Source organism: Rhizobium tumorigenes (assembly GCF_003240565.2).
Classification (GTDB): domain Bacteria; phylum Pseudomonadota; class Alphaproteobacteria; order Rhizobiales; family Rhizobiaceae; genus Rhizobium; species Rhizobium tumorigenes.
The window spans coordinates 67369-90219 of sequence record NZ_CP117256.1; the positions used below are offsets into that span (position 1 = coordinate 67369).

Consider the following 22851-nt stretch of genomic DNA (forward strand, 5'->3'; position numbering starts at 1 on the left):
AGTCTTGGAATGACGATGCGCAACGAACCGGTCCTTCACGTTGACCTAGCGGCAATCCAGGCGAATTTCGCGGTGATACGGGCGCTCGTCGGGCAGGGCGTCGCCGTCAGCGCAGTGGTCAAAAGCGACGCCTACGGTCTCGGACTTGAGCCCGTGGCCGGTGCACTTTGGCGTGCCGGCTGCGACAGTTTCTTTGTCGCAAATGTGGAGGAGGGCCTGCGGCTGCGCCGCGAGCTGACCCAGGCAGATATCTTCATTCTCGAAGGACTGCACATGGAGAGTATTCAGACCTACAGAAGGAACCGCATGACGCCGGTGTGCAACACACTGGCACAGGCAAGGGCGGCCGCTTTGGCCATACCTGGCTATGCACTCAATCTAGAGACAGGCTTTGGACGGCTGGGCCTGGGGGTCGATGAGGTGGGCTCGCTTCTTCACGCGCAGTTGCCATCGCCTGTACTGGCTATGAGCCATCTTGCTTTTGCGGATGACCCGACCAATCCACGAAACGAGCTGCAGCGGCACCGTTTTGTCGGGATGTGCAGCATGCTTGGACCGGCCGTAGCGCGAAGCTTGGCAGCCTCGGCGGGCGTCTCGCTGGGCGACCGCTACCACTTCGACCGGGTACGCATAGGATCAGGATTATTCGGCCTTAACAACGCGGGTCTTAAGCCAAATCCCTTTACGCCGGTCATCCGGCTCAGTGCGCCGCTGATCGATATTCGGACGATCTACCGCGGCGAACCTGTCGGCTATATGGGGACCTTCGTTGCCAATCGACCGACCCGCCTCGGTGTCGTCTCGCTTGGCTATCGGCACGGCCTTGCCTGGCAGGTAGCGAACCAAATGTCGGCAGAGATCGATGGCTATCAGGCGCCTCTGGTTGGTCGGGTCTCCATGGAATATTGCGCCCTCGATCTGACGGACATACCGCTTGTTGCAACTCAGCTAGGCACACGGGTTAATTTCATCAGCGCGACAGCACCGCCGGAAGTCCTGGCGCGTGCAGGGGCCACCGTTGCGCAAGAGGTGATGGTCCGCACGGGAGCGTCCTGCACCCGTCTTTACCACATGCCAACCGGAAGAAGCACATGAGCGCGCGACGGCGTGCACAAATGCAATTGCTGGCCGCGGCGCTGCTTTTTAGCACGGCGGGGCTGTTCATGGGGGTGGCGCACGCCAGCGTCTGGACGATCATATTCTGGCGCAGTCTGTTCGCACTGCTCTTTACCCTCATGATCATGGTGAGCCACAACGGGCATGCCCGTTCGAAACTCGATCGTGCAGGCTGTATTGCAGCCATACTTTCCGCGTCAGCAATGCTTGCCTTCATTCCGGCTATCCGTATGACATCCGTTGCGAATGTCGCCGTGATCCACGGTTCGCTTCCATTGATGACATCGTTGCTGACGCGGTGGGTGGGCAAAGATCGTCTGTCGCCGGGCACTCTCGGGTTGGGAGGATTAGCCGGTTTTGGCGCGGCCGTCATCTTCTCCGGTTCGGCATCGTCGGGTTCGCATCTTGCGGGTGACTGCCTTGCACTCTTGATGACCTGCCTGATGGCGCTGATGACGATCGCTTTCCATCATTCGAGAACATCGATCTACCTTCTGGTGGCTGTTTCGAATGCGATCGCAGCAATTGCGGGCGGTATGCTTTCGCCGTCGCTTTCGATTTCCTTTCAAGAAGGCGTCGTGCTGGCCTGTTTTGCGCTGGTGCAGATGACGCTCGGTCTGATCTTCTTTGCAGCCGGTTCACGCGCGTCATCGCCGGCTGAGGCGGCCCTCATATCGCTTGCTGAAGTGCCGTTGTCAGCCCTTTGGGTGTTCCTTGCCTTCGCGCGCACGCCGGCACCTGAAACCCTAGCCGGCGCCGGGATCATCTTGACCGCCGTCCTCATCCATCTGCTGACGCGCCCGGGCGATCGCAATAACAAGGAACGACCCGATGCAGCTTGAGAACATGGTCCTGGAGACGACCCTCGCGGAGGTTGCTCAGTCCTTCCGTGGTATTATCCTGGACGTCTTCGGCGTCCTTCACGATGGTATCGAGCTGTACGAGCCGGTCAGGGATGCTCTGCGGCGAGTGCGAGCGGCTGGCATACGCATATGCCTGCTGTCCAATTCACCAAGGCGTACGGAGGCCGTTGCATCCCGGCTTGCCGCAATGGGTCTCGGCCGCGAGTTCTATGACGGGCTGATCACGTCCGGGGAACTTGCCTACGCAGCGCTTGCTTCTCCCATCTGGCCGGCCGCCCGGCACTACCTGCATGTCGGGCCACCTGAACTATCGGATCTTCTCAGTGGGCTCGCGCTCAGGCAGACGACAGACCTCAATGCGGCGAACTTTGTCCTTGCCACCGGCGATTTTGATGATCGCCCGCCTGTGCTCGAGCATGCGCGGCAGCGAGGCCTGCCTATGGTCTGCGCCAATCCCGACCTTGACGTGATGATTGGTGACAAGAGGGTTTTATGCGCTGGATCGGTGGCGGCGTCCTTTGAGGCGCTGGGTGGCACCGTCATCCGCTTTGGAAAGCCTGGGCTCGGAGCCTATGTCGGCTCCCTTCGGATGCTCGATCTGCAAGCTTCAGACGTGATTGCCATAGGAGACAATCTGGCAACTGACATCCTCGGTGCCAAACGCGCCGGAATCCGCTCGGCACTCGTCTTGACGGGGGTTCACCACGCCGAAGTCTGGCGTGACGATCACCTCGATCCGGAAGTGCTGGCGGCGCTGTGCGGAAGGCATAAGGCTGTACCGGACTATTTCCTTCGCCGGTTTGCCTGGGTTGAAACTCATATGCTCAATCCACCAGTGGGTTGAGCTGTTCTTCAATTTTGCGCACTTCTCTTGTCAGCAGATCAACAAGCTCTGGAATGCGCTCGGCAGCCATCCTGGGGCTTGTCATATTGATGGCGATCGAGGCGATCGCATCCCGGCCAGGCGGCAAGATCGGCACAGCGATCGCGGAAATGCCCGCAACGAGCTCGCCATCGTCCAACGCATAGCCCCGCTCTCGGACTTCAGCAAGCAAGAGCCTCAGCTTGCGTGACGAGAGACCGCCGAACTTCTTGTAGAGCTCGGCATTCGTCTCGAGTATGACGTCGGCTTCGGTTAATGGCAGGAAGGCAAGGATTGCCTGGCTTGCCGGCCCGATGCCCATCGGGATCTGGCCGCCGATGTGGCCGGTCAGGCTGTCGATGATATAAGTTCCCTGCTGGCGATCAACGCAGACCGTATTGAAGCCGGCTCGCGCCATCAGAAACACCGAGTCGTTGGTTGCAGCGGCGATCCTCAACAAGGCCGGTCGGGCGAGCTGGCGAAGTCCAGTGCCATCGGCAGCCGAAACGCCCATCGCAAAAAGGGCCAATCCCAGCCGGTAACGCTTCGTTTCCCGCTCGCGGTCGACGAGCCCGTGGCGCTCCAGGGCGGTAACGATCCGATGGACCGTCGGCTGCTTCAGGCCCATTGCCGTTCCGATGGTCGCCATGGATGCGCCGCCCTGGCCGGCATCGCCCAGGAATTTCAGGATCGCAACGGCCCTGTCGAGGAGCTGAGTTCCTTTGGCTGCAATGTCGTCGTTGGCCATGCCCGCTCCCAAACGCCGGTTGAGAGGGCATTCCTTATACATCGCGGGGGCAAAGTAAACGTCTAGGTGGGATACCTTAGGGCCGCATAGAGGTGCGCCGAGGACTGACGGGTACCGAGGTCGCGGGCCGCTTCTAGGAGCGCAAGGCGCTGAGCCTCCCTGGGAAGCGCTGCAGACAACGTCATGAACTTTTCTTGCAGATCTGCCGATGTCAATGGATTGTCAGGCTCGCCTCGGGGCAAAAGGACCTCGACCGTCCTGCTCCAACCTCCCGCCGTTATCGTCACTCGTGACGGTGTGGCTGCGGGGAAACTGTCACGGTAAATCGGCGAATATTTCAGCTGGACGCGGCGGGCAAGCCCGGTCACCCGTGGGTCGCTCAAATGTCTGTTTTCCATCGGCAGCAGCGAAGAGGCTCCATGCACCGACGCCAGCGCTACGCAGAAGGGAATGCTGTACTGCGCGGCTTCTAGCGACTGAGGCTCACTCTGGTTTGGCAGCGACAGCGCGCGTTCGAAGGTCTCTACGAGGACGTGGTCAATCATGGCGGGGACGATCCCGCTTCGTTTGAGAAGGATCAGGGCCGCATCGATTGCGGCATGCGCCCAGCGGCAGCAGCTGTAAAGCTTGAAATAGGCCCGTTCGATCGCCCAGCGCGCGGCGAAGCCGTCGATCAGGCGCCGGCGATCGTAGAGGGAAGGGTCGTCGAATATATCGACTGGCCCCCGATGACCGGCTGCCGCCAGGGTCAGGGCCTGAAGTCCATTCGCTGTTGCCCAGGGAATGCCTTCCTTCACCGTATGGCCGATCTTGGTCCAGCCCGTGGCAGCCTGCGACGTCGATGTGTGTGCGGCGATTGCGATCGCTTCGGCGACCACAGCGCTCGGGGCTTCCTGCAACCACCCGGCGGCCGCAGCGACACCTGGGCCGCACCATAGGCCGGTGTCGGTCGTGCGCAGAAGGCGGATATCGCGCGCAGCGGCAATACGCACTGCGACCTCGTAGCCCAGGGTCACTGCTGTCAGAAGTCGGCTGGCATCGGCACCGATCTGTTCGCCGACGGCGATCACGGCCGGAACGATCGCGGCGGCTGGATGACCCGATGCCTGTCTGTGGCCGTCATCGAGATCCAGCGCCGCAGCATAGGTCGCGTTGACGAAAGCCGCGCCGGCCGGTGCCAGCCGCTCCTTCGAAAACCAGACGGTCGCATTGCCAGCGTGCCATATGTCGACCGCCGCCCGTCTCGACGCATGGCCGGCCTGCGTTGCCGCGCCCGCAGTCGCCACGCCAAGCGTGTCCAGAACCGTGCGCCGCGCCGCGTCGAGGGTGTTGCCCGGCATCTTTTTGATCCGTTCGCAAGAACCGGCAAGGACAGCGGCCACGGGCTGCAGGTCGGGATCGTTCGGTATGCTCTCTGTGGTAGTATTCATGTTTCGAACATCCTCCAAGTGAATCTGATATAATGGATATATTATAGCATTGACATCCATAATGTGGAAGTCTAGCCTTTTGGAAATTGGTTAGAAAGGAGAGGATAATGGTCGCTCAAGACGATCCGCGCCGCAGCGCTCACAAGAAGCCTGCAGCGCCCCTGGACTTTTTCCTCGATGGTGGTCGCCTGACGGCACGGCAGGGAGAGACGGTTCTCAGCGCATTACGCCTGGCTTACGGATCAGCTGACATGTCCTCCCGTTCCAGGCTTCGGCTCGGCTTCTGTCTGATGGGGGCATGCCAGGACTGCTGGCTGTGGCACTCAGACGGGCGACGTCTGCGCGCCTGTACCAGTCGTCTCGAAGCAGGCATGTCGCTCGTTACCCGCGCGCCGGGGACAATCTGATGGCCGCCCCCGTGGTCATCGTCGGTGCGGGACCTGCAGGTATAGCTGCCGCAGGGGTGCTTGCGGCGGCGGGGGTGCGTCCCGTTGTGATTGATGAAGCCCGTAATCCCGGTGGCCAGATTTTCCGCCGTCCTGAGCCGGAGTTGATACGATCAACACGTCAGCTTTACGGATTCGATGCACGACGGGCGGCAACGTTCCGTCGACGTTCCGACGCGCTCGAACAGGCCGTGGATTATCGGCCGAGAACCCAGGTCTGGGGTGTGTGTGAAGGCGAGCTGCATATCCTGGACGAAGCGGGTGTTGCGGTCCAGGACTGGTCGCAGCTCATCATCGCGACGGGCGGCATGGACAGGCTCGTGCCAGTCAAGGGATGGACGGGCCGCGGCGTCTACAGTCTCGGCGGAGCACAAATCGCGCTCAAAGCAGAGGCATCGTTGATTGGTCGCCGCGTCGTCTTTGCGGGCACCGGACCGCTGCTCTATCTCGTTGCCTACCAATATGCGAAAGCAGGTGCCACGGTGGCTGCCGTCCTTGAGACCAGCGCTCCTTTTCAACAGTTTGCGCTGCTGCCAGCGCTGGCGTCGGGCGGCGCCATCTTCGCAAAAGGATTGTTCTACGTTGCGGCCCTCCTGGCACGCGGCGTCCCCGTAATGACAGGCGTCCGGCTCCTCGAAGTCCTGCGCGGCACAGACGGTGGTGTCACCGGGCTTGCCTACGCTTGGCGCGGCAGCGAGCGCATTGCGGCTTGCGATGCCTTGGCACTCGGCCACGGCCTCAAGGCCGAAACCCAACTGGCCGATCTGCTCGGCCTTGAGTTTTGGTTTGACCCTGCTCAGAGACAATGGTTGCCGTTTGCCGACCGCGACGGCCGCTCTTCCATGGCGAACATCTATCTCGCCGGTGATGGACTGTCGATCCGGGGCAGTGAGATGGCAGAGGCCAGTGGACGGTTGGCAGCAGTTGCTCTGCTTCAAGACAACGGTCACTCCGTCCCGATGAAGATCGACCGTGATCGGCATGCGATCGACAAGACCGCGCGCTTTCGAAACGCATTGAACCAGGCTTTTCCCCTGCCGCATAAGATGATCGCCCAGTTGCCCGACGATGTCGTCGTCTGCCGGTGCGAGGGGATAACGGCGGGTACGATCCGCAAGACGGTGGCGTCGACCGGTGAAGCAGAGATCAACAGGATCAAGGCCTTCTGCCGGGTCGGAATGGGACGCTGCCAGGGTCGGATCTGTGGAACAGCCGCCGCCGAACTGATTGCGGCGGCCGGCAGCGCGGAGATAAAGACGGTAGGACGCTTGCGCGGCCAGGCGCCGATTAAACCGCTGACACTTGGCGACTTGGCACCAGGCTCGCCATGACAAAACTTTACGATATGGCGATCATCGGCGGCGGGCTTGCCGGCTGCTCAACCGCTCTGCACGCAAGTCTTCAAGGTGCCTCGGTCATACTGGTCGAGCAGAGCCGTTGCGGGGCCCAGGCAAGCGGTGTTAATTATGGCGGAGTTCGCCAGCAAGGGCGTCATCCTGCGGAGATGGCGCTGGCGCGCCGCAGCAGAGCGATCTGGGGCAATCTGCCCAACCTCATTGGCACCGATTGCGATTTCGCTGCAACCGGTCACCTGAAACTGGCGCGCAACGACGCAGACCTCGCTGACCTGAGCGCGCATCGATTGCTGCTGGGCGACCACGGTATCCGCGCCGACCTGTTGGACGCTACCGATCTCAAGCGCCGGTTTCCCTATCTGGCAAAACATTATGTCGGGGGATCCTTTTGCCCAGAGGATGGCCAAGCCAATCCGCGGCTGGTTGCCCCGGCATTTGCGCGCGCCGCGCGCTTGATGGGTGCCAACATACTTGAAAATTGCCGGGTGATCAGCGCAGAGACCGGCACAGGCGGCTTTTTTCTCCGGCTTGACGCTGAGCCGACCCAAATCAGAGCCCGCCGTCTCGTCAATACGGCTGGAGCCTGGGGCGCAGCGGTAGCAGCGCAATTCGGCGATCACGTTGAAGAAGCAGTCATGGCACCGAACATGTGTGTCACCGAGCCGATCCCGCCCCTGATCGGACCCAATCTCGGGATTTGCGGCGGCAGCATCTACATCCGCCAGGCTCCCAATGGCAGCGTCATATTCGGGGCTGGCCTTGGCACCGCTGATCGCGAACATCTTCGTGCAAGGCCGCTCGCCGAAACCACGATGGACGCTGCAGTCGCTGCCATCGGCATGGTGCCTCAACTCAGGAACGTCCTGCTGCTCAGAAGCTGGACTGGCATCGAGGGACGTATGCCCGACGGACTGCCGGTGGTCGGGCCAAGCCCGGCTGTCGATCGTCTTGTTCATGGGTTCGGATTTTCGGGTCACGGATTCCAGCTTGGCCCTGCCGTCGGCGCCGTGCTGGCGGAACTCAGCCTCGAGGGCCACACAACGACATCAATTGCGGGCCTCGCCATGACCCGTTTCACACCAGGTCACGCGCTGGGCGCGCGCGCCTGACATTTACAAAAAGAGAAAGGGAACCAACATGCGATTTCTATTTTACAAAGTTCTCCTTGGCGCCGTGGCGCTTACAGCAAGCATTTCATCGCGGCCCGCAGCGGCTGTCGATCGGCCCTATCATCTCAGTGAGCCGAATGTTCTGTCCGTCGCCATTACCGGTGACATGCCAGGACTGGTGGTTCGCGATGGCAGGCTTGCAGGCTACGACGGCGATATTCTGCAGATTGCCGCCGACAAGCTCGGCCTGGTGATCAAGCCGGTCCCCATGGAATGGACAGGCGCCATAGCCGCAGTCCAGACCGGGCGCGTCGACATTATCGGTGGCAATGTCGCCTGGACGAAGCAGCGCGCCGATACGCTCGCGCTCACCGACCCCACGGGCTATTTTCAAAACGGTGTAACGTCGCGCGAGGATGCCGGATGGCACAGGCTCAAGGATCTGGAAAATCGCAAGGTTGGTTCGATGACAGGGTTCTCGTTCCTGCCAGAGCTTCACAAAATTTCCGGTCTGGAACTGACGCTCTACGATAGTACGGATGCCGCCCTTCGCGATCTGCACGCTGGACGCATCGAGGCACTGGTTGGCGACCCGCCGGTGATCGACTACGCCCTGTCGAAGAATCCTGCCTGGCACCTCGTCAATCTTCCCTTTTCCGACAACGACTTTAACTTTCCCCTGCTGACCGGGCTCGGCCGCCAATATGTATTCGGCCTTTCCAAACAGAACGCGGATCTTGCGGCGGACCTAAGCACTCAAATCCGTGCCTTGTGGACATCGTGTGAGGTGAGGACGATCGGCAAACGCTACGGCAATGTCAGTGAGGCGAACTACACACCCGCTGCAGAAAACTTTCGTGCCGGCGTCGACCGCGCGGCAGACTGGACGCCACCCGTCTGCGGCCGTTGACCGATCCGCATTGCCTGATGGCAAGCCCCTGCACTCCAACGAGAGAGGCCGCGATGGTCACCCCAAAACTTCTCGAGGTTCTCAATCTCGGCAAATCCTTCGGCCATCTGACAGTGCTCAAGAATATCTCCTTTAGCCTTGCCCGCGGCGAGCGCGTCGCGCTCATCGGTCCGAGCGGCTCCGGCAAGTCGACCTGCCTTCGCGCAATCAACTATCTGGAGCCGCCAAGCGAGGGCGAGATACGTCTTGAGGGACAGACGATTGGTCGCAGGCCCAATGGCCAGCGTATGACGGACCGTGAAATGGCACCGCAACGCGCCCAGATCGGCATGGTGTTCCAGCACTTTCATCTCTGGCCGCATCTATCTGTCCGTGCCAACGTCGCACTGCAGCCACGCAAGGTCAGAGGCATGAAACGCGATGCAGCCGACAGGCTTGCCGGCGCCCTCTTGGCCAAGGTACATTTGGCCCAGAAGGCGGACGAGATGCCCCATCGGCTTTCTGGGGGACAGCAACAACGCGTAGCCATCGCACGCGCGTTGGCACAGCAGCCAAAGCTCCTGCTTTTCGATGAACCGACGTCCGCGCTCGATCCGGAATTGGTCGGGGAAGTATTGACCGTCATCAAGGAGCTGGCAGCCGAAGGACTTGCCATGGTGCTTGTGACCCACGAGATCGGCTTTGCCAGAGAGGTTGCCGATCGCGTCATCTTCATGGATGGCGGGGACATCGTCGAACAGGGTCCTGCGCGAACGGTGCTTGATCAGCCTCAGTCGCCGCGCCTGAAACAATTTCTTGGATCGCTCCAGGGTCGGGGAGGGGGCAATGGATGAGGCTCTGCCCGGACTGATCGTCACGGCGCTCCTCAAGGGAGCGCTCGTGACCGTTGAGGTTACCGTCGGAGCCCTTATCGTCGCGCTGGGGATTGGCCTGACATTGGCGACTATATCCGCCCTGACGAAGTGCCGCCTATTGCAGGCAGGGATCCGCCTCTATGTCGAATTATTGCGCAACGTGCCGAGCCTGACCTTTCTCTTCCTACTCTACTTCGGCCTTGCATCTCTTGGCGTCCGGCTGTCGTCAATGGGAGCTGCTGTCTTGGGACTGGGGATGATCGGCGGCGCCGTGACCGTCGACATTTTCCGCTCCGGGTTTCTGTCGGTCGAAGTTGGACAAAGGGAGGCGGCCGCATCGTCCGGGCTAACCCCCTTTCTCGCCTTCCGACTGATCGTGCTGCCCCAGGGATTGAGACTGGCACTGCCGTCGATCGGAAACTATGCAGTCGCGCTGATCAAGGACACATCGCTTGTTGCCGCCATTGCGGCGCCGGAGCTGATGTTCAATGCCCGACAACTCGTCAACGAAACCTTCGAGACTGCCGCGATCTATGGGAGTGCTGCTATGGTCTATCTCGTTCTGACAGGCGTCATGGCGCAGTCCGTGAGCTTCTTCGAGCGCCGACTGGAGAGCCAATGATGTTTCTTCAAGTCATCGCCGACAACATCGCGGACTGGGGCCCCAGGCTACTCGCCGGACTGCGGGTTACTTTGTCGCTGACCGCAGTTGGGTTCAGCCTTGCCTTCGTGCTGGCACTCATGATCGAATATCTGCGCAGTCGCCGAAATATCTGGGTCAGCTGTCTTGCGCGACTTTACATCACAGTTGCTCGCGGCGTGCCGCTTCTGGTCATCCTCTATCTCCTCTACTTTGCGCTACCGGGCGCCGGCATCATGCTTCCGGCGTTCCTGGCTGGTACAATGGGCCTCGCCTTGGTCTATGCCGCTTATCTCGCCGAGGTCTTTCGCGCCGGCCTTCGTGCCATTCCATCGGGACAGCGCGAGGCGGCCATGGCGAGTGGCATGACGCCCTTCCAGGCTTTCCGGCATGTGCTCCTGGCGCAGGCGATCCGGTACACGGTCGCTCCGTTGCTGATCAATATGGTCTCGCTCTTGAAGGACAGTTCCATCTGTGCGTTGATCACGGTTCCAGAACTGACGCTGGTTTCGCGGGAGCTCATGTCGGAGAGCTTCAGGCCGCTTCACGTGTTTGCGCTGACCGCATTACTTTATTTCGGACTGGCTTGGCCGGCCTCCCTGGTTGCACGGTGGGTAGAGGGGCGCTTGATAGGTCGCTCTATCCACCGCATCCCGCGTGGTGCACGTCGAGGTGCCGATTGCGGGATTCTGAACCTTCAGCAACCCCATTAGCCTCCCTCGTTGATGGGATCGTCTGCCGCCACCAGGTGATGCAGGCGTTGGCGATCGGCGAGGGTGATCTGCGTGTAGCACCGAGACATACCAAAATCTCCAAAGTAAAACCCTTAAAATCATTGGGATGTCGCACTTGGAAATGGAATGTACCATCCGAGACCCGAAACATACATAACAGGCGGGTCACTTCTCAGCGGAAATCAACATCCAAGGTCACAAATGCTCTCCCGCGTTCGAAATGCGATCAAAAGGCCTGCACGCGCATATTAAATCGACGTCACCGGCCGCCGAAGACGGGCGACGTAACAGGGGCAAGTCTGGCCACAGTGTGTGGTATCAATCGACAAGCGAAGCATGGGAGAATGCCGGTTGCTACGCGAGACATCGAGTCGTCTTTTCGAAGTTCGTCGTCTTGGGAGACAGGACACGGCGGTCTTTCGCGATATCCGAAGAGAAGCCATCGCGGACAATCAAGACGCCTTGGGCATGAGTGTTGGCGAGGAGCTCGCGCACGATGAGGCGTGGTATCTAGAAAAGTTGGACGTTGACCATGTTTTTGGCGGGATCGACCAGACGCGCGCTCTGATGGGCGTTGTTGCTCTGACTAAAAGGCGGATAGAATACCGAAGTGGCGTTGCTGCGTTGTCAGGCATGTATGTCAGGCCGACTGCCCGGGGGACTGGCCTATCGCGGCATTTGCTCGATGCTGCGGTCTCCGAAGCCTGTCGGGACGGCCGGTCAGTTGTGCTCGCTGTCACAATCACGAACGAGGCGGCGATCAGGCTCTACTTGTCGGCGGGTTTTCGCGAATGGAAAAGTTGCGAACTGCAGTTGTACTTAGACACATTTTCTCCGCCACAGATGCTGATGATGCTTGACGGAGCCGAGTTCAGAGCTCTTTGACGTCCCTAAGGCATTATAGGGTGACGCCTTCATCAAGTTGGAAAAGACGCTTTAGGTACGGAGCTGTCCGGCTTCCCTTCGAACTGGCTACTTGTTGGGGCGTGCCTTTGGCGACTATCCTTCCACCCTCGTCACCCGCACCGGGTCCGATATCAATCACCCAGTCGCTGGCTGCTGCCACTGTCATATCGTGATCCACGACAACGACAGTATTGCCTGCCTCGACCAGTGCATTGAGCTGGACGACAAGCCGCTCGACATCGGACGGATGCAACCCGGTTGTCGGCTCGTCCAGCACGTAGAGAACGCCACCCTTCTGGGCTCGCTGAAGTTCGGTCGCAAGTTTGATCCGCTGCGCTTCGCCTCCAGAGAACTCGGTCGCAGGCTGACCCAGACGCAGGTAGCTCAGTCCAACCTCGCGCAGCACTTTCAGGGACGCCCTGACGCTCGGGGCGTCGTCGAAGAATTCCCAAGCGTCTGAGACAGTAAGCCCCAGGATTTGCGAGATGTTTTTCCCCCTGTATTCGATCTCGAGCGTGTGCGCATTGTAGCGGGTGCCATGGCAAGTCGGGCAGGGTGCATAGACGCTTGGAAGGAAAAGTAGCTCGACCATGACGAAGCCTTCACCCTCGCATCGCGGGCAGCGGCCCTTGGCGACATTGAAGGAGAACCGCCCGGCGTCATAGCGGCGCTTCCTTGCTTCCGGCGTGGCGGCGAAGAGGGAACGGACATGGTCGAACAGCCCGGTATAAGTCGCGAGGTTCGATCTTGGCGTCCGGCCGATCGGCTTCTGGTCGACCTGGATGAGGCGTCGGATCCTGTCCAGCCCGCCCTCGATCCTTCCCTGCGTCGGCATGCCTGGCTCCACCTCCAGCGCTGCCTCGTCCTCCGCGTCGCTTTCCTGACGAACCGGAGCGCCGAGCGCCTCGCCGACGAGTTCGACAAGCGCTTGGCTGACCAGACTTGACTTGCCCGACCCCGAAATGCCTGTCACTGTCGTCATGACCCCAAGCGGAAACGCGCAGTCGACGTCGCGAAGATTGTTTCGGGTGACACCGGAAAGGCGAAGCCAGCCGTCCGGTTCTCTCCGCTTTGACGATGGCTCGCTGGCTTTCGCGAACAAATGCTTTGCGGTTTCCGATCGTTCGACATTCCGCATGCCCTCCAGGGGGCCGCTGTAGAGGATCTCGCCCCCCAGTTCGCCGGCGGCCGGTCCCACGTCGACGATCCAGTCCGCGTGCCGGACGACGTCGAGTTCGTGCTCCACGACGAACAGCGAGTTTCCAACCGCTTTCAGTCCGTCAAGCGCCCGCAGTAGAGCTTCGGTGTCGGCGGGGTGTAATCCCGCCGACGGCTCGTCCATGACATAGACGACGCCGAACAGGTTCGAGACGACCTGGGTGGCCAGGCGAAGTCGCTGGAGTTCGCCGGGAGAAAGAGTGGGCGTGCTCCGCTCGAGGGTAAGGTAGCCGAGACCGAGATCGAGAACGACCGCCAGCCGCCTGCAAAGGTCACCTGCGATACGCTGCACCACCATTGCCTTCTCAGGGTGCTTCCGTCGCATGGCTACGAGCTTCTCGGCACCAGGGTCTGCATAGGGCGCGAAGATTTCCGAGAAACGGGCCATCGCCAGCCTGCTCATCTCGGCATAGTCGAGACCTTCGAATGTGACCGAGAGAGATTCCTTTCGCAGCCGCTTTCCTTCGCACAGCGGGCAGGCACTGCTGAGCATGTAGCGGTAAGCCCGCTTCTTCATCATAGCGCTTTGCGTTGTCGCGAAGCTATGGGTGACGTGGCGGCGCGCGCTTGAGAATGTGCCCATATAAGAGGGCTCGTCCTTCCTCGCGACAGCACGCTTTACCTGCTCATGGCTGAGGCCCGGATAGACCGGGACGATGGGCTGTTCTTCCGTGAACAGGATCCAATCGCGGGTTTGCTCCGGAAGCTGCCGCCATGGCTTGTCGACGTCGATGCCAAGGGTGATCAGGATGTCCCTGAGGTTCTGGCCGCCCCATGCCAGTGGCCATGCCGCCACGGCGCGCTCGCGGATTGACAACGACTGATCCGGCACCATCGACGCTTCGGTCACCTCATGGACACGACCGAGGCCATGGCATTGCGGGCAGGCACCTTCCTGCGTGTTCGATGAGAAGGACTCCGCCTCGAGATGAGGCTGGCCAGGAGGGTACGTGCCAGTTCGGGAATACAGCATCCGGAGGAGATTCGAGATGGTGGTCACGCTGCCGACCGACGAGCGTGCTGTCGGAGACCCGCGCTGCTGCTGAAGGGCGACGGCAGGCGGGAGACCCTCGATCTGATCGACGTCCGGAACGCTCATTTGTGTGAAGAGTCGACGGGCATAGGGAGAGACGGATTCCAAATATCGGCGTTGAGCCTCGGCATAGAGCGTGCTGAAAGCGAGGGAGGATTTCCCAGATCCGGAGACGCCCGTGAAGACGACAAGGGCGTCCCTTGGCATGTTCACATCGACGTTCTTCAGATTGTGCTCGCGGGCTCCACGGACTCTGACGAACCCTTCGAGCCTTTCGGCCGGAGGGACTGTACCGTCGCTGTGTCTTTTCGCCATCTGGGATCTCGAGCGTGACTGTTAAGCGAGGAGATAGCACACTCGTTCCGCCGATCAACGGCGAGCACAGCGCCGGCGGATATTCACGCGCTCCGTCTCCACTGCCATCTGTCTACCATAATCGATCCGCCTGAGGGTCGAAGGAAGCAACCGGTCGATGCCCTATTCGGAATAAATCCCAACGAGACCTCGTTGACGCTCCGGACAAAGCCTATCTGTGTAAGGCGCTATCTTTTGTATCATACGACGGGCACCCATGATTACCGAACCAGGCCGCCTCACTCTTGGAATCGTGCTCCCGTCACAGCCGAGGCAGGCGGCCGACTTCGACTTCGAAACCCAGATAGCGATTGCCCGCAGGGCTGACGAGCTCGGCTTCTCGGCGATCTGGGTTCGCGACGTCCCCCTTAACGGCGACAGCTATCCGGATCCGACCGGACACTCGGATCCGTGGGTTCTCCTGGGTGCCCTTGCTCTGGCGACGACGCGTATCAATCTCGTCAGCGGGTCGATCGTCCTCCCGCTGCGGCATCCTCTCCACGTTGCTAAAGCTGCCCTCTCTGTTAACGCGCTGTCGAAAGGGCGCTTCGTGCTCGGACTTGGATCCGGCGACAGACCATCGGAGTTTTCCGTCTTCGGCGAGGACTTCGAGAACCGCAAGGAGCTTTATCGGCACAACTGGACACGGCTAGCCGCCGCTCTCGGACAAGATGGTGCAGTTCTTGACGAGCAGAGCGTTGTCAGACCGGAATTTCAGATACGGCCGCGCACAGGATCCGCACCGGTTTCCATGCTTGCCGTCGGCTCGGCCTCGCAGTCGCTGGAGTGGATTGCCCGCAATGCCGTCGGCTGGGCGACCTACTACCGCCCGTTGTCAGCCCAGGCCGACCGCATCGGGCTTTGGAAGATGGCTGTCGGGAAGGTGACGACCGAACACCGTAGCTTCAGCCAGTCCATGTTACTGGATCTTTCCGAAGACACAGATGCGCCGCCCGAACCCCTCGGTCTTGGCATGCGGGTCGGAAGGAATGCGCTGGTCCGCTATCTTCAGGACATCCATGAGCTGGGCGCGAACCATGTGATGTTCAATCTTGCTTCGAGGAGCAGGCCGGTCGAACACATCTTGCAGGAAATCTCCGAGGACGTCATGGCTGAAGTCGGTCAGATGACGGAGGCGGGATTCTGATGGCGATCCCGGCTTCTTTCGACCCGGTTTCAGGCGGTGGCAGGTCCGGGGCGACTTCCCGTCAATGCTCGGCGTTGGCGTCTCCACGCTCCTTATGCGGATGCTGCAACCGCCGGCGCTGGCTGGCGCGCGATCAGCCCTGGCCGTTTTTTCGCATCGGCATTCGATCTATCAGGCCAAACATGGCCTCATCCGTCACGACCTCAGAACTGCGAAGCTTGACGCCGCCGTCTTTGCCGATGAGCACGGCCTGGAAGGCATTGCCCTCGATGCCGGCTTGCTGCCGAAGCTTCCGGGCATCCACGCCGGTCGCGTCGCCGTAGACCGGACGCACTTCGTCGCCGATCACCGTGATGACAACCATGTCCCTGCTTGCGAGGTCTTTTTGGTGGCTTTTCAGCATCTCGACCTGTCTCGCGAGCTTCTGATTGCCAGATCTGCCGAACAGGACAACGACGCGGTTTTTCCATTCATATTTTGCGAGCTCGTCCATCGTGGCGGACGCCTGGGATGCCATGACTGAGGCAACAGCGATGGCAGATGCTATGATTACGGTTTTCATGTTCCGTCTCCCTTCTTCCAGCCAAACGCACCGGCATGAACAATGTTCGCTTCAACCCGGTAATCGATTAATCCGAACGGTCAATTGATCAGCGCCCCTTGGAATGGAGAGCCCCGACTCTACCATGTATGTCCGAGTGCCGGTCGGGACGATCAGACAAAGACACCGGAGGTAGCCTTGGATCGCGACGTAGGGCCAGAACTCAGGCCGCTGGACACGCTGAGTGCAGACGAGAGACAGCGGGTGCTGTCCCAGTTGCATCGCGTCATCGTGGGGCTGATCGACGAACTTGCCAGTATTGGCCGCATCGACTTGATCGGACCACTTCACGATCTGGCGAAACTGCTGCGGGCGATCTCGGCGGATATCGCCCACTCGGAAGCCTTTCGGGAGGTTGTCGCATCGGTGGCCCAGCTTGTAGGACGGTTAGAAACATAACCGGGCAGAGGCCTACAGCCCGAACATTCCACTGAAAGAGCGAACAGGGCAGACCATTTCCGCGACGGCTAATCTTGCGCAGCAAAGGGCACCCGCCGCCGCTCCCAGAGGATTAAGACAACACTGGAAGCAACGATCAGCGCCGCTCCGGCGAAGACGTTTATGGCCGGCAACTCGGACCAGATGAGGTACCCGTACCCGAATGCCCAAATGAGGCCGGTGTACTCGATAGGGGCCAGCGCGGAGGCCGGCGCATATCGGAAACCCTCGTAGAGGATGAATTGGCCGATCGTCGCGATGGCTCCCAAACCCAGCATCAGCACCCAGCCCATCAGATCAGGCGTCTTCCAGATCCAGGGAAACGAGACGGCGCATGCCACCCCGAACAGGAGGCTGGTCGCGTACATCTGGGTGAGTGTCGACTCGCTTCGGCTCACGAGACGAACGAGTATTGTGCTCCAGGCCCAGAAGAACCCTGCGACAAGACACATGGCCGTGGGAATGAGATCCGGCGTGTGGCTCGGATTCGCGGCCACCGCGACGCCGACGAAACCGACGATGCAAGCGATCCATCGTCCCCCGTCGACTCTCTCCTTGAGTATCCAGATCGATAGAAACACGACGATGATCGGCGCGGAGAAGTAGAGCGTGGTGAGCTGGGCAAGCTCGAGGTGGCGCGCGGCGTTGTAGAAAAGTAGCCATGCGAAGAACATGAGGGCGGCGCGCAGAACGACCGACGAACGATGCGGACTTTTGAAGATCGACGGATGCTTGCGGTATCTAGCCAGAAATCCGCTGACGACCACGATGACGAAGCTGCGCATGAAGAGGATTTCGGGCACCTCGTAGTCGGCGACCAGCCATTTGACGATCGCGTCCTGCATCGCGAAGCAGGCGTAGCCGACACAGGCAAGTGCTATCCCTGCAAGCGGCCTGGTATCTCGATTTCCGGAATTCATCTTATCTCGCACTGATACTCGGAGGGCGGCAAGCCGCCGGCCGAGGAAGCAACGAGGCATGGCCTATCGGATTCATTCCGGATGTTCAACTCGACGGAGCTGATCGCAGGGCTTCAGAGCAACTGGAGGACGGCCGGGGGCCGTGAACTGCTCGCAGCCCCACCAAGCGCACGTTCACGATCTCGTCGTGCCTTCCAGCGGCTCGTCTGTCCTCCGAGCCAGCGCAAGACATCCGCTTCCAGCACCCAGACCGTCTCGTCGAGGATCGCATCGATCTTCGTGAGATTTTCATCTGCGATCCGGGTGAGAATGTCGGTATATAGCGTGGCTGACCAGATTGGAGTCTTTCTATCCTGGGTGAGCGTAGCTAACGCTTCGGGCGTCACTTTGACCTTCCAGACAAACTCCTCGTTGGTCGCCAGGAAGTGGGCGTTCTCGCCGATGATGACCGGATCAAATACTTGGGTGAGCATTTCGTCCTCCTCGCCGTTCAGACGTGCTTGTCGGCGTTGGCCTTGATGCTGTTCCGCAGCGCGTCCATGATTCTGATGACGTTTCCGGACGAAGGGGTTTGCGTGGCCGCCTTGAGCTTGCTGACTGGCTTCTTGAGGCTCTTCTTCTTTACCGCGATCAGATCGAGAAGCTTGTCCTAGAAGGGTTCTACGGCCATCTTGCCGTCCCAGTGCTTGGTCTCCTGCTTGATGAGCTGCTGGACCAGCGGCATCATGTCGGGATCGGCGGTCTCGGCGCCAATTCCCCCGAAGTAAGCGTCCTCATCGCGGATCTCGTCGCCATAACGAAGCGTCCAAAGTACGATGCCCTTGCCGCGGGGCTCCAGCATCACCGCGCGCTCGCGGCGGGACAAGACAAGTTTAAATATGTCGACCATCTTCTGCGCCGCCATCGCGTCGCGGATCACCGAGAAAGCTTCCTGACCCACGGCGTCCAGCTCGTCGTCTTCAAGCATGACGAATTCGTTCTCCCCGCGCTCCTATCTTTTCACCTCGTCGCCGCCGGCGACCTCTTTACCGGTCATGGCATCGACGTAGTGGCTGACGACGCGGTTCTGAAGCACGACGCCAAGGCAGACGAGGGCGACAAGGGCGATCACAACCGCTGACCGGGAAGAGTGCGGACTGATCAGCATCGCAGCGTGGCCGCCCAGTCTGCATACGGCGTGTTTCTGGCGAGCTTCTGATTATAATCGGGAGCACCGTCAGCCCACCACACAGCGCCGCGCTCGCCGAGCGCGGTCTTGGCCTCGCCCACCCGCCGCCGGGCGATAGCTTTGGCGTCCGGGTCGTCAATAGCATCTCGAACGGCTCGACGCGCCGACATCAGTTCCGAAACGAGTGTCTTTCGGCGATCCTCGTCAAGGGCAGGGTTGCTGCGCCTCCACAGCCGTCCGCGCACCACGAAGTATCGGCCGTCGGGTGTGTCTGGATATGGGCGCTTTCCGTCCGCCATCGTCTCAGCCAAACAGGTCCGCGGTCTTGCCCGGGATTCCGCCAAGGCCGCCAACCGCTGTATATCTCGGCAACACCATCATGCGGTCCTCGGGCAGCGGACGCTGAAGCTTTTTGGCCTCCAACCATGGGGCGGACAACCAGGTCTCGCATTCCTCTTTGGTCGTCAGCATGACGGGCATGGCTTTTGGATGTACCGGCTCGACTAGCTTGTTGGGCTTCGTCGTTAAGAACGCATAGATGTCGTGCTCGCCGTGACGGGGAGCCTTGATCGGTCCTCTGGCTCCCGTCCACCGCGTGTGGATTCCGGCAAGCGCGAAGACGGGTTGGTCCTCGTCAACGACGAACCAGCGGAGCGGCTTTTTTCCAGTGACGGGATCGGCGATTTGTTCGTATTCCGAGAATGCCGTCGCCGGAACGAGGCAGCGATTCCCGATGCCCAGCCATTGCTGCCAATGCGGTATCCACGTCTTGCGGACATTAGTCACGCCCTTGTCGGGCTTATCTTCGAGATGGATTTCCGGCGTCGGCATGCCCCATGTGCTCATGACCAGTTCACGCTCGCCGTTGCCGTCCAGGCGGACGATCGGACCAGAGCGGTCGGGGTGGACGTTGAGCGACGGCTCAAGATTGCCCTCGCGGGAATGCGTGACGCTGATGAAGTCGCGGATGGCCTGCTGGTTGGTGGTAACGTTGTAAAGGTTGCACATCGCTCTGTTCCCTGTTTGCTTAGGAAATAGCCTGCGACAGTCATCGATCAAGCAGGTGAATGCACGGCATACATCGGCGCTATTCGGGTTCGTCCCGGGGTTCCTCGGCTAGATCGTGGAGCGCCTGAGTGTCATCGAGATCGAACTCGGCCGAAAGGATCACGGTCAGAAAAGCCGCCCGAGCGATTTCCTTCTTGGTCGCCGAAGGATGACGCAGTTTGACGGCTTCAATCAGAGCCCTGGGTCTCATCCCGCGTTTGGCGATCGTCTTTATCGTTTCAGCGATCGCTTGGCTCTCCCGGAATTTCTTCTCCTGCATGGCAACCTCCGCGTCTTGCTCCGCGGCGAAAGTCTCATTCTTCCATGTGTGATTTATGTCATGGTGACTGGAATTCCACTGATAAGCGGCCCGATGGAGGACGTCCGTGCATATGGCGCACCATCAAAGGATATTGTCGAGGCCGATCAACTGAGGTTCGGATGGTGCATTGGTAACATCGGCGGCGCGGGCCTGGGCACCGCCATTGCGATTGGACCGCCCGTTCACCCTACGGGTCACTCCTCTGCTACGGTCGTTGCTTGACACGGCTTTCGCGGACGATATCGGTGCCGAAAAGTCTGAACTCGTCGCTAAGCTCATGCACCATGAACTCACGGACACGGCGCATGCACCCACCTTCCTGCCACTGCCGACCAGCACCATAGGACGGCGTGTTGCCGATTTTGCCTTTCAGGATTACCGGAACTGGTTGGACGCGGCAGGACTCGCGTCGCAAGCCGCCACGTCCGTGCGGACTACGACCGCTGTTGGCGCATTTCCGGTCATGGCGGTTGTCGGCCCAGCATGTACTCGCCTTCCTCGTTAGGCTCCGCCAAACCACTGCGACGTGGCTTGGGTGATCGCCTGAAAGTCTGTGACAGCATTGCCGGCCCAGGCGACGACGCCATCCGGTCTTACCAGCACCGCCGCCAAACCCAGCGGGTCCTCCGCCTTGCTGGTGATATAGGTGATCCGCGGAGCAAAAAAACGGAGTCGGTCCGGAAACAAAGATCCCTTGGCAAAGTCCAGCAGCACCCCTTTGCCGTTTCTCAGATGATCGCTGAGCGTTGTTCCATCGGCCAGCGCGAAGTCCGGAGCACTGCTACCAATGAGCGGATGATCGCCGCCGAGATTGTAGCGGAGATCGATCCCCCAGACGCGCTCGGCGAAATAGTTTGCTCCGTCCCGCATATGGATGAGGTCCCGGAAGATCGCCTCGAGCGCCCGTGCGCTGGGGCTGGGTCGCATGATCGCCACCTGAGCACGCGACCATTCAAGAACCTTTGCGCCCGTCGCCAAGGACAATGGTTGCTTCAAAGGGCCCATGCGGATTGGGCAGCAGCGCACGGCCGACGTTGAGCACGGCCTGTCCGATGGAAAGCGCTTGGTCATACCTTTGAACCGACGAACAGTGCCCTCTACCGATCAGACAGACGTTGCCAGTTGGAGGCCGGAACATCGAACGTCGGTTTCGGTTTCCAATGAGAAAGCGTTCTTACAAACAAAGGAGGCAGTGCCAGTGTTCTATCTTTCGATAGCCGCCATATGGGCGGTTGCGGCGATAACGCCGGGACCAAATTTTTTCGTCGTCGTGCGCACGGCACTGGAAAGATCGCGAACTGCAGCCTTCGGGGTGATGGCGGGCGTCATCCTGGGGACGTTCTTTTGGGGAATGGCGGGGTGGCTCGGTATCAGCTCGCTGTTCACGGCTGCACCTGTTGCCTACTTTGTTTTAAAGTTGGCAGGGGGGCTATATCTGCTTTACCTGGGCGGCAGGCTCCTTTGGCAGAGCTACGCGAGCGGCGGCCATTCGTCCGAGGCGACTTCGAAGACCGCTATTTCTCCACGGCAGGCATTCTACTCGGGCCTCGCAACGAACTTGGCGAACCCCAAGTCCGCGTTCTTCGTCGCAAGCCTGTTCGCCGCGGCCTTGCCGGCCAATTCCTCCTGGCCGGAGGGTATGGCAGCGGTAGCAATCATGGTGGCCATTTCCGCTCTGTGGTACACCTTTGTGCTGACCGTGATGCGGAACTCTTCCGTGGTCGCCGCTTACACCCGTGCAAAAAGGGCGATAGACGTCTTTGCGGGAATGGCGTTCGTGGGCTTCGGGGCCAAAATGCTCACATCTGCGAGGTAGTGGCACTCGGGCAGCGACGCCTACGCGACGGTCAGAAGTTGTTCATACAAGACTGTCGCAGGCGACGAGTGGAAAGCCAGCGGACGTCAGCTCCCCCTGAAGACGTACGACTGTGGTCCGGTCGATACGATAGCGGCGACATTCCCGGCCCAAGACAGGCGGCTAGCTTGGGTGTGTTCCACTGTTTCGATAGACGCGTCGGACCCCAGCTTCAAATGCCGTCAGCCAGAGAACCCCGCAGAAGCAATTCACACAGCGCGTCAGCCCACTGGGAACTAAGAGGTTGGCAAAGAAGCAGCCGCCAATAGATCGCGCCAACCATTGCGTCCAACATGAGCGAAACATCAAGGTCGGCGCGAAACTCACCATGAGCGATGCCGCGGGCCAGAAGTTGCCCGCTTTCTTCACGAAGCGGCTCGGAAAACGCCTCCACGAACAAGCGCCGCGTCTCGGGATCGCGCTGCGCTTCGGCGACGACGGACGCCGCGATTCGACCAGCAGGTCCATTGAGAGCATTGACGAGCGAATGCACCAGTCTCTTCAAATCCGCCACGACGTCCGATGTCGGGGTGTAAACGAGCTGTGGACGGAAGGCCTGTAAGAAGCTCTCAATCGCCAGAATGCCTTTGGTGGGCCACCAGCGATAGATCGTCGTTCGTGCGACGCCGGAGCGCTGAGCCACACCGTCGATTGAAAAAGAGTTGAGTTCGTTCTCCACCAAAATCGAGTAGGCGGCCTTGAGGACAGCCTGGCGAGCAGGCTCGTTTCGCGGACGACCAACGGGGCTAGATTGTTTCACAGTTATGTCAGGCAT

24 protein-coding genes and 2 pseudogenes are annotated in these 22851 nt (G+C 60.3%); 14 read left to right on the forward strand and 12 right to left on the reverse strand.

Annotated elements, in window-relative coordinates:
* The first annotated feature begins 15 nt into the window (after positions 1–15).
* The 3 genes from alr to PR017_RS18080 are packed head-to-tail and all read left to right on the forward strand — an operon-like array spanning position 16 to position 2823.
* Positions 16–1095, forward strand: a complete 1080-nt coding sequence (gene alr, locus PR017_RS18070) for an alanine racemase (RefSeq protein WP_111217390.1) — start codon at positions 16–18, stop codon at positions 1093–1095.
* Positions 1092–1958 (forward strand): DMT family transporter, encoded by an 867-nt coding sequence (locus PR017_RS18075; RefSeq protein WP_111217320.1) that lies wholly within the window; start codon positions 1092–1094, stop codon positions 1956–1958. Before alr ends, PR017_RS18075 begins: the two co-directional genes overlap by 4 nt.
* The gene (locus PR017_RS18080) at positions 1948–2823 is read left to right on the forward strand and encodes a TIGR01459 family HAD-type hydrolase (RefSeq protein ID WP_111217322.1); all 876 of its coding nucleotides are present in this window, start codon (positions 1948–1950) and stop codon (positions 2821–2823) included. The genes PR017_RS18075 and PR017_RS18080 overlap by 11 nt, the downstream gene beginning before the upstream one ends.
* On the opposite strand, the gene PR017_RS18085 is transcribed toward PR017_RS18080, so the two are convergent.
* Together PR017_RS18085 and PR017_RS18090 are read right to left on the reverse strand one after the other, a co-directional pair.
* Positions 2804–3589 (reverse strand): IclR family transcriptional regulator, encoded by a 786-nt coding sequence (locus PR017_RS18085; protein WP_111217324.1) that lies wholly within the window; start codon positions 3587–3589, stop codon positions 2804–2806. The genes PR017_RS18080 and PR017_RS18085 overlap by 20 nt on opposite strands.
* A gap of 62 nt (positions 3590–3651) precedes the next feature.
* Positions 3652–5019 carry an MmgE/PrpD family protein gene (locus PR017_RS18090; protein ID WP_240538883.1) on the reverse strand — a complete coding sequence of 456 codons (1368 nt, stop codon included), beginning with the start codon at positions 5017–5019 and terminating at the stop codon, positions 3652–3654.
* Between the two features lie 107 nt (positions 5020–5126).
* On the opposite strand from PR017_RS18090, the gene PR017_RS18095 reads away from it, so the two are divergent.
* The 8 genes from PR017_RS18095 (at position 5127) to PR017_RS18130 (ending at position 11952) form a co-directional block, all read left to right on the forward strand.
* Positions 5127–5426, forward strand: coding sequence for a 2Fe-2S iron-sulfur cluster-binding protein (locus PR017_RS18095; RefSeq protein WP_111217326.1), 300 nt, complete (start codon positions 5127–5129; stop codon positions 5424–5426).
* On the forward strand, positions 5426–6796 hold the full coding sequence (locus tag PR017_RS18100; protein ID WP_111217328.1) for an FAD/NAD(P)-dependent oxidoreductase: 1371 nt from the start codon (positions 5426–5428) through the stop codon (positions 6794–6796). Before PR017_RS18095 ends, PR017_RS18100 begins: the two co-directional genes overlap by 1 nt.
* The gene (locus PR017_RS18105) at positions 6793–7929 is read left to right on the forward strand and encodes an NAD(P)/FAD-dependent oxidoreductase (RefSeq protein ID WP_111217330.1); all 1137 of its coding nucleotides are present in this window, start codon (positions 6793–6795) and stop codon (positions 7927–7929) included. Before PR017_RS18100 ends, PR017_RS18105 begins: the two co-directional genes overlap by 4 nt.
* A 28-nt stretch (positions 7930–7957) precedes the next feature.
* Positions 7958–8839, forward strand: coding sequence for a substrate-binding periplasmic protein (locus PR017_RS18110; protein WP_111217332.1), 882 nt, complete (start codon positions 7958–7960; stop codon positions 8837–8839).
* Positions 8840–8892: 53 nt separating this feature from the next.
* Positions 8893–9672 carry an amino acid ABC transporter ATP-binding protein gene (locus PR017_RS18115; RefSeq protein ID WP_111217334.1) on the forward strand — a complete coding sequence of 260 codons (780 nt, stop codon included), beginning with the start codon at positions 8893–8895 and terminating at the stop codon, positions 9670–9672.
* Positions 9665–10315: an amino acid ABC transporter permease gene (locus tag PR017_RS18120; RefSeq protein ID WP_111217336.1), complete on the forward strand. Its 651-nt coding sequence runs from the start codon at positions 9665–9667 to the stop codon at positions 10313–10315. The genes PR017_RS18115 and PR017_RS18120 overlap by 8 nt, the downstream gene beginning before the upstream one ends.
* Positions 10312–11046 carry an amino acid ABC transporter permease gene (locus PR017_RS18125; RefSeq protein ID WP_111217338.1) on the forward strand — a complete coding sequence of 245 codons (735 nt, stop codon included), beginning with the start codon at positions 10312–10314 and terminating at the stop codon, positions 11044–11046. Before PR017_RS18120 ends, PR017_RS18125 begins: the two co-directional genes overlap by 4 nt.
* Before the next feature lie 372 nt (positions 11047–11418).
* Positions 11419–11952 (forward strand): GNAT family N-acetyltransferase, encoded by a 534-nt coding sequence (locus PR017_RS18130; protein WP_161959292.1) that lies wholly within the window; start codon positions 11419–11421, stop codon positions 11950–11952.
* Positions 11953–11965: 13 nt separating this feature from the next.
* Here PR017_RS18130 and PR017_RS18135 read toward each other — a convergent pair whose 3' ends face one another.
* On the reverse strand, positions 11966–14539 hold the full coding sequence (locus tag PR017_RS18135) for an excinuclease ABC subunit UvrA (RefSeq protein WP_111217342.1): 2574 nt from the start codon (positions 14537–14539) through the stop codon (positions 11966–11968).
* Between the two features lie 256 nt (positions 14540–14795).
* Here PR017_RS18135 and PR017_RS18140 point away from each other — a divergent pair, with 256 nt between their 5' ends.
* The gene (locus tag PR017_RS18140; RefSeq protein WP_111217344.1) at positions 14796–15725 is read left to right on the forward strand and encodes a TIGR03571 family LLM class oxidoreductase; all 930 of its coding nucleotides are present in this window, start codon (positions 14796–14798) and stop codon (positions 15723–15725) included.
* 133 nt (positions 15726–15858) lie between these two features.
* Here the strand turns inward: PR017_RS18140 and PR017_RS18145 are convergent, their stop codons facing one another.
* Positions 15859–16287, reverse strand: coding sequence for a DUF4174 domain-containing protein (locus PR017_RS18145; RefSeq protein WP_111217346.1), 429 nt, complete (start codon positions 16285–16287; stop codon positions 15859–15861).
* 177 nt (positions 16288–16464) lie between these two features.
* Here PR017_RS18145 and PR017_RS18150 point away from each other — a divergent pair, with 177 nt between their 5' ends.
* Positions 16465–16725: a hypothetical protein gene (locus tag PR017_RS18150; protein WP_111217348.1), complete on the forward strand. Its 261-nt coding sequence runs from the start codon at positions 16465–16467 to the stop codon at positions 16723–16725.
* A 68-nt stretch (positions 16726–16793) separates the two neighbouring features.
* Here the strand turns inward: PR017_RS18150 and PR017_RS18155 are convergent, their stop codons facing one another.
* From PR017_RS18155 to PR017_RS18185, 7 genes and pseudogenes are all read right to left on the reverse strand, one after another.
* Entirely contained in the window at positions 16794–17684 is an 891-nt protein-coding gene (locus tag PR017_RS18155) for a DMT family transporter (RefSeq protein ID WP_111217350.1), read from the reverse strand.
* Positions 17685–17797: 113 nt separating this feature from the next.
* The gene (locus PR017_RS18160) at positions 17798–18157 is read right to left on the reverse strand and encodes a hypothetical protein (RefSeq protein ID WP_111217352.1); all 360 of its coding nucleotides are present in this window, start codon (positions 18155–18157) and stop codon (positions 17798–17800) included.
* A gap of 17 nt (positions 18158–18174) precedes the next feature.
* Positions 18175–18753 (reverse strand): annotated as a pseudogene (locus PR017_RS18165) (Ku protein); the annotation flags it as partial.
* A 71-nt stretch (positions 18754–18824) separates the two neighbouring features.
* Complete coding sequence (locus PR017_RS18170; RefSeq protein WP_111217394.1) at positions 18825–19151, reverse strand: hypothetical protein; 327 nt, start codon at positions 19149–19151, stop codon at positions 18825–18827.
* A 4-nt stretch (positions 19152–19155) separates the two neighbouring features.
* Complete coding sequence (locus PR017_RS18175) at positions 19156–19860, reverse strand: SOS response-associated peptidase (RefSeq protein WP_111217354.1); 705 nt, start codon at positions 19858–19860, stop codon at positions 19156–19158.
* Positions 19861–19939: 79 nt separating this feature from the next.
* Positions 19940–20179 carry a hypothetical protein gene (locus tag PR017_RS18180; protein ID WP_111217356.1) on the reverse strand — a complete coding sequence of 80 codons (240 nt, stop codon included), beginning with the start codon at positions 20177–20179 and terminating at the stop codon, positions 19940–19942.
* A gap of 543 nt (positions 20180–20722) precedes the next feature.
* Positions 20723–21190: pseudogene (locus PR017_RS18185) on the reverse strand (aromatic-ring hydroxylase C-terminal domain-containing protein); the annotation flags it as partial.
* Positions 21191–21419: 229 nt separating this feature from the next.
* Here PR017_RS18185 and PR017_RS18190 point away from each other — a divergent pair.
* Positions 21420–22037, forward strand: a complete 618-nt coding sequence (locus tag PR017_RS18190; RefSeq protein WP_161959293.1) for a LysE family transporter — start codon at positions 21420–21422, stop codon at positions 22035–22037.
* A gap of 211 nt (positions 22038–22248) precedes the next feature.
* Here PR017_RS18190 and PR017_RS18195 read toward each other — a convergent pair whose 3' ends face one another.
* The gene (locus PR017_RS18195; protein WP_111217362.1) at positions 22249–22851 is read right to left on the reverse strand and encodes a TetR/AcrR family transcriptional regulator C-terminal ligand-binding domain-containing protein; all 603 of its coding nucleotides are present in this window, start codon (positions 22849–22851) and stop codon (positions 22249–22251) included.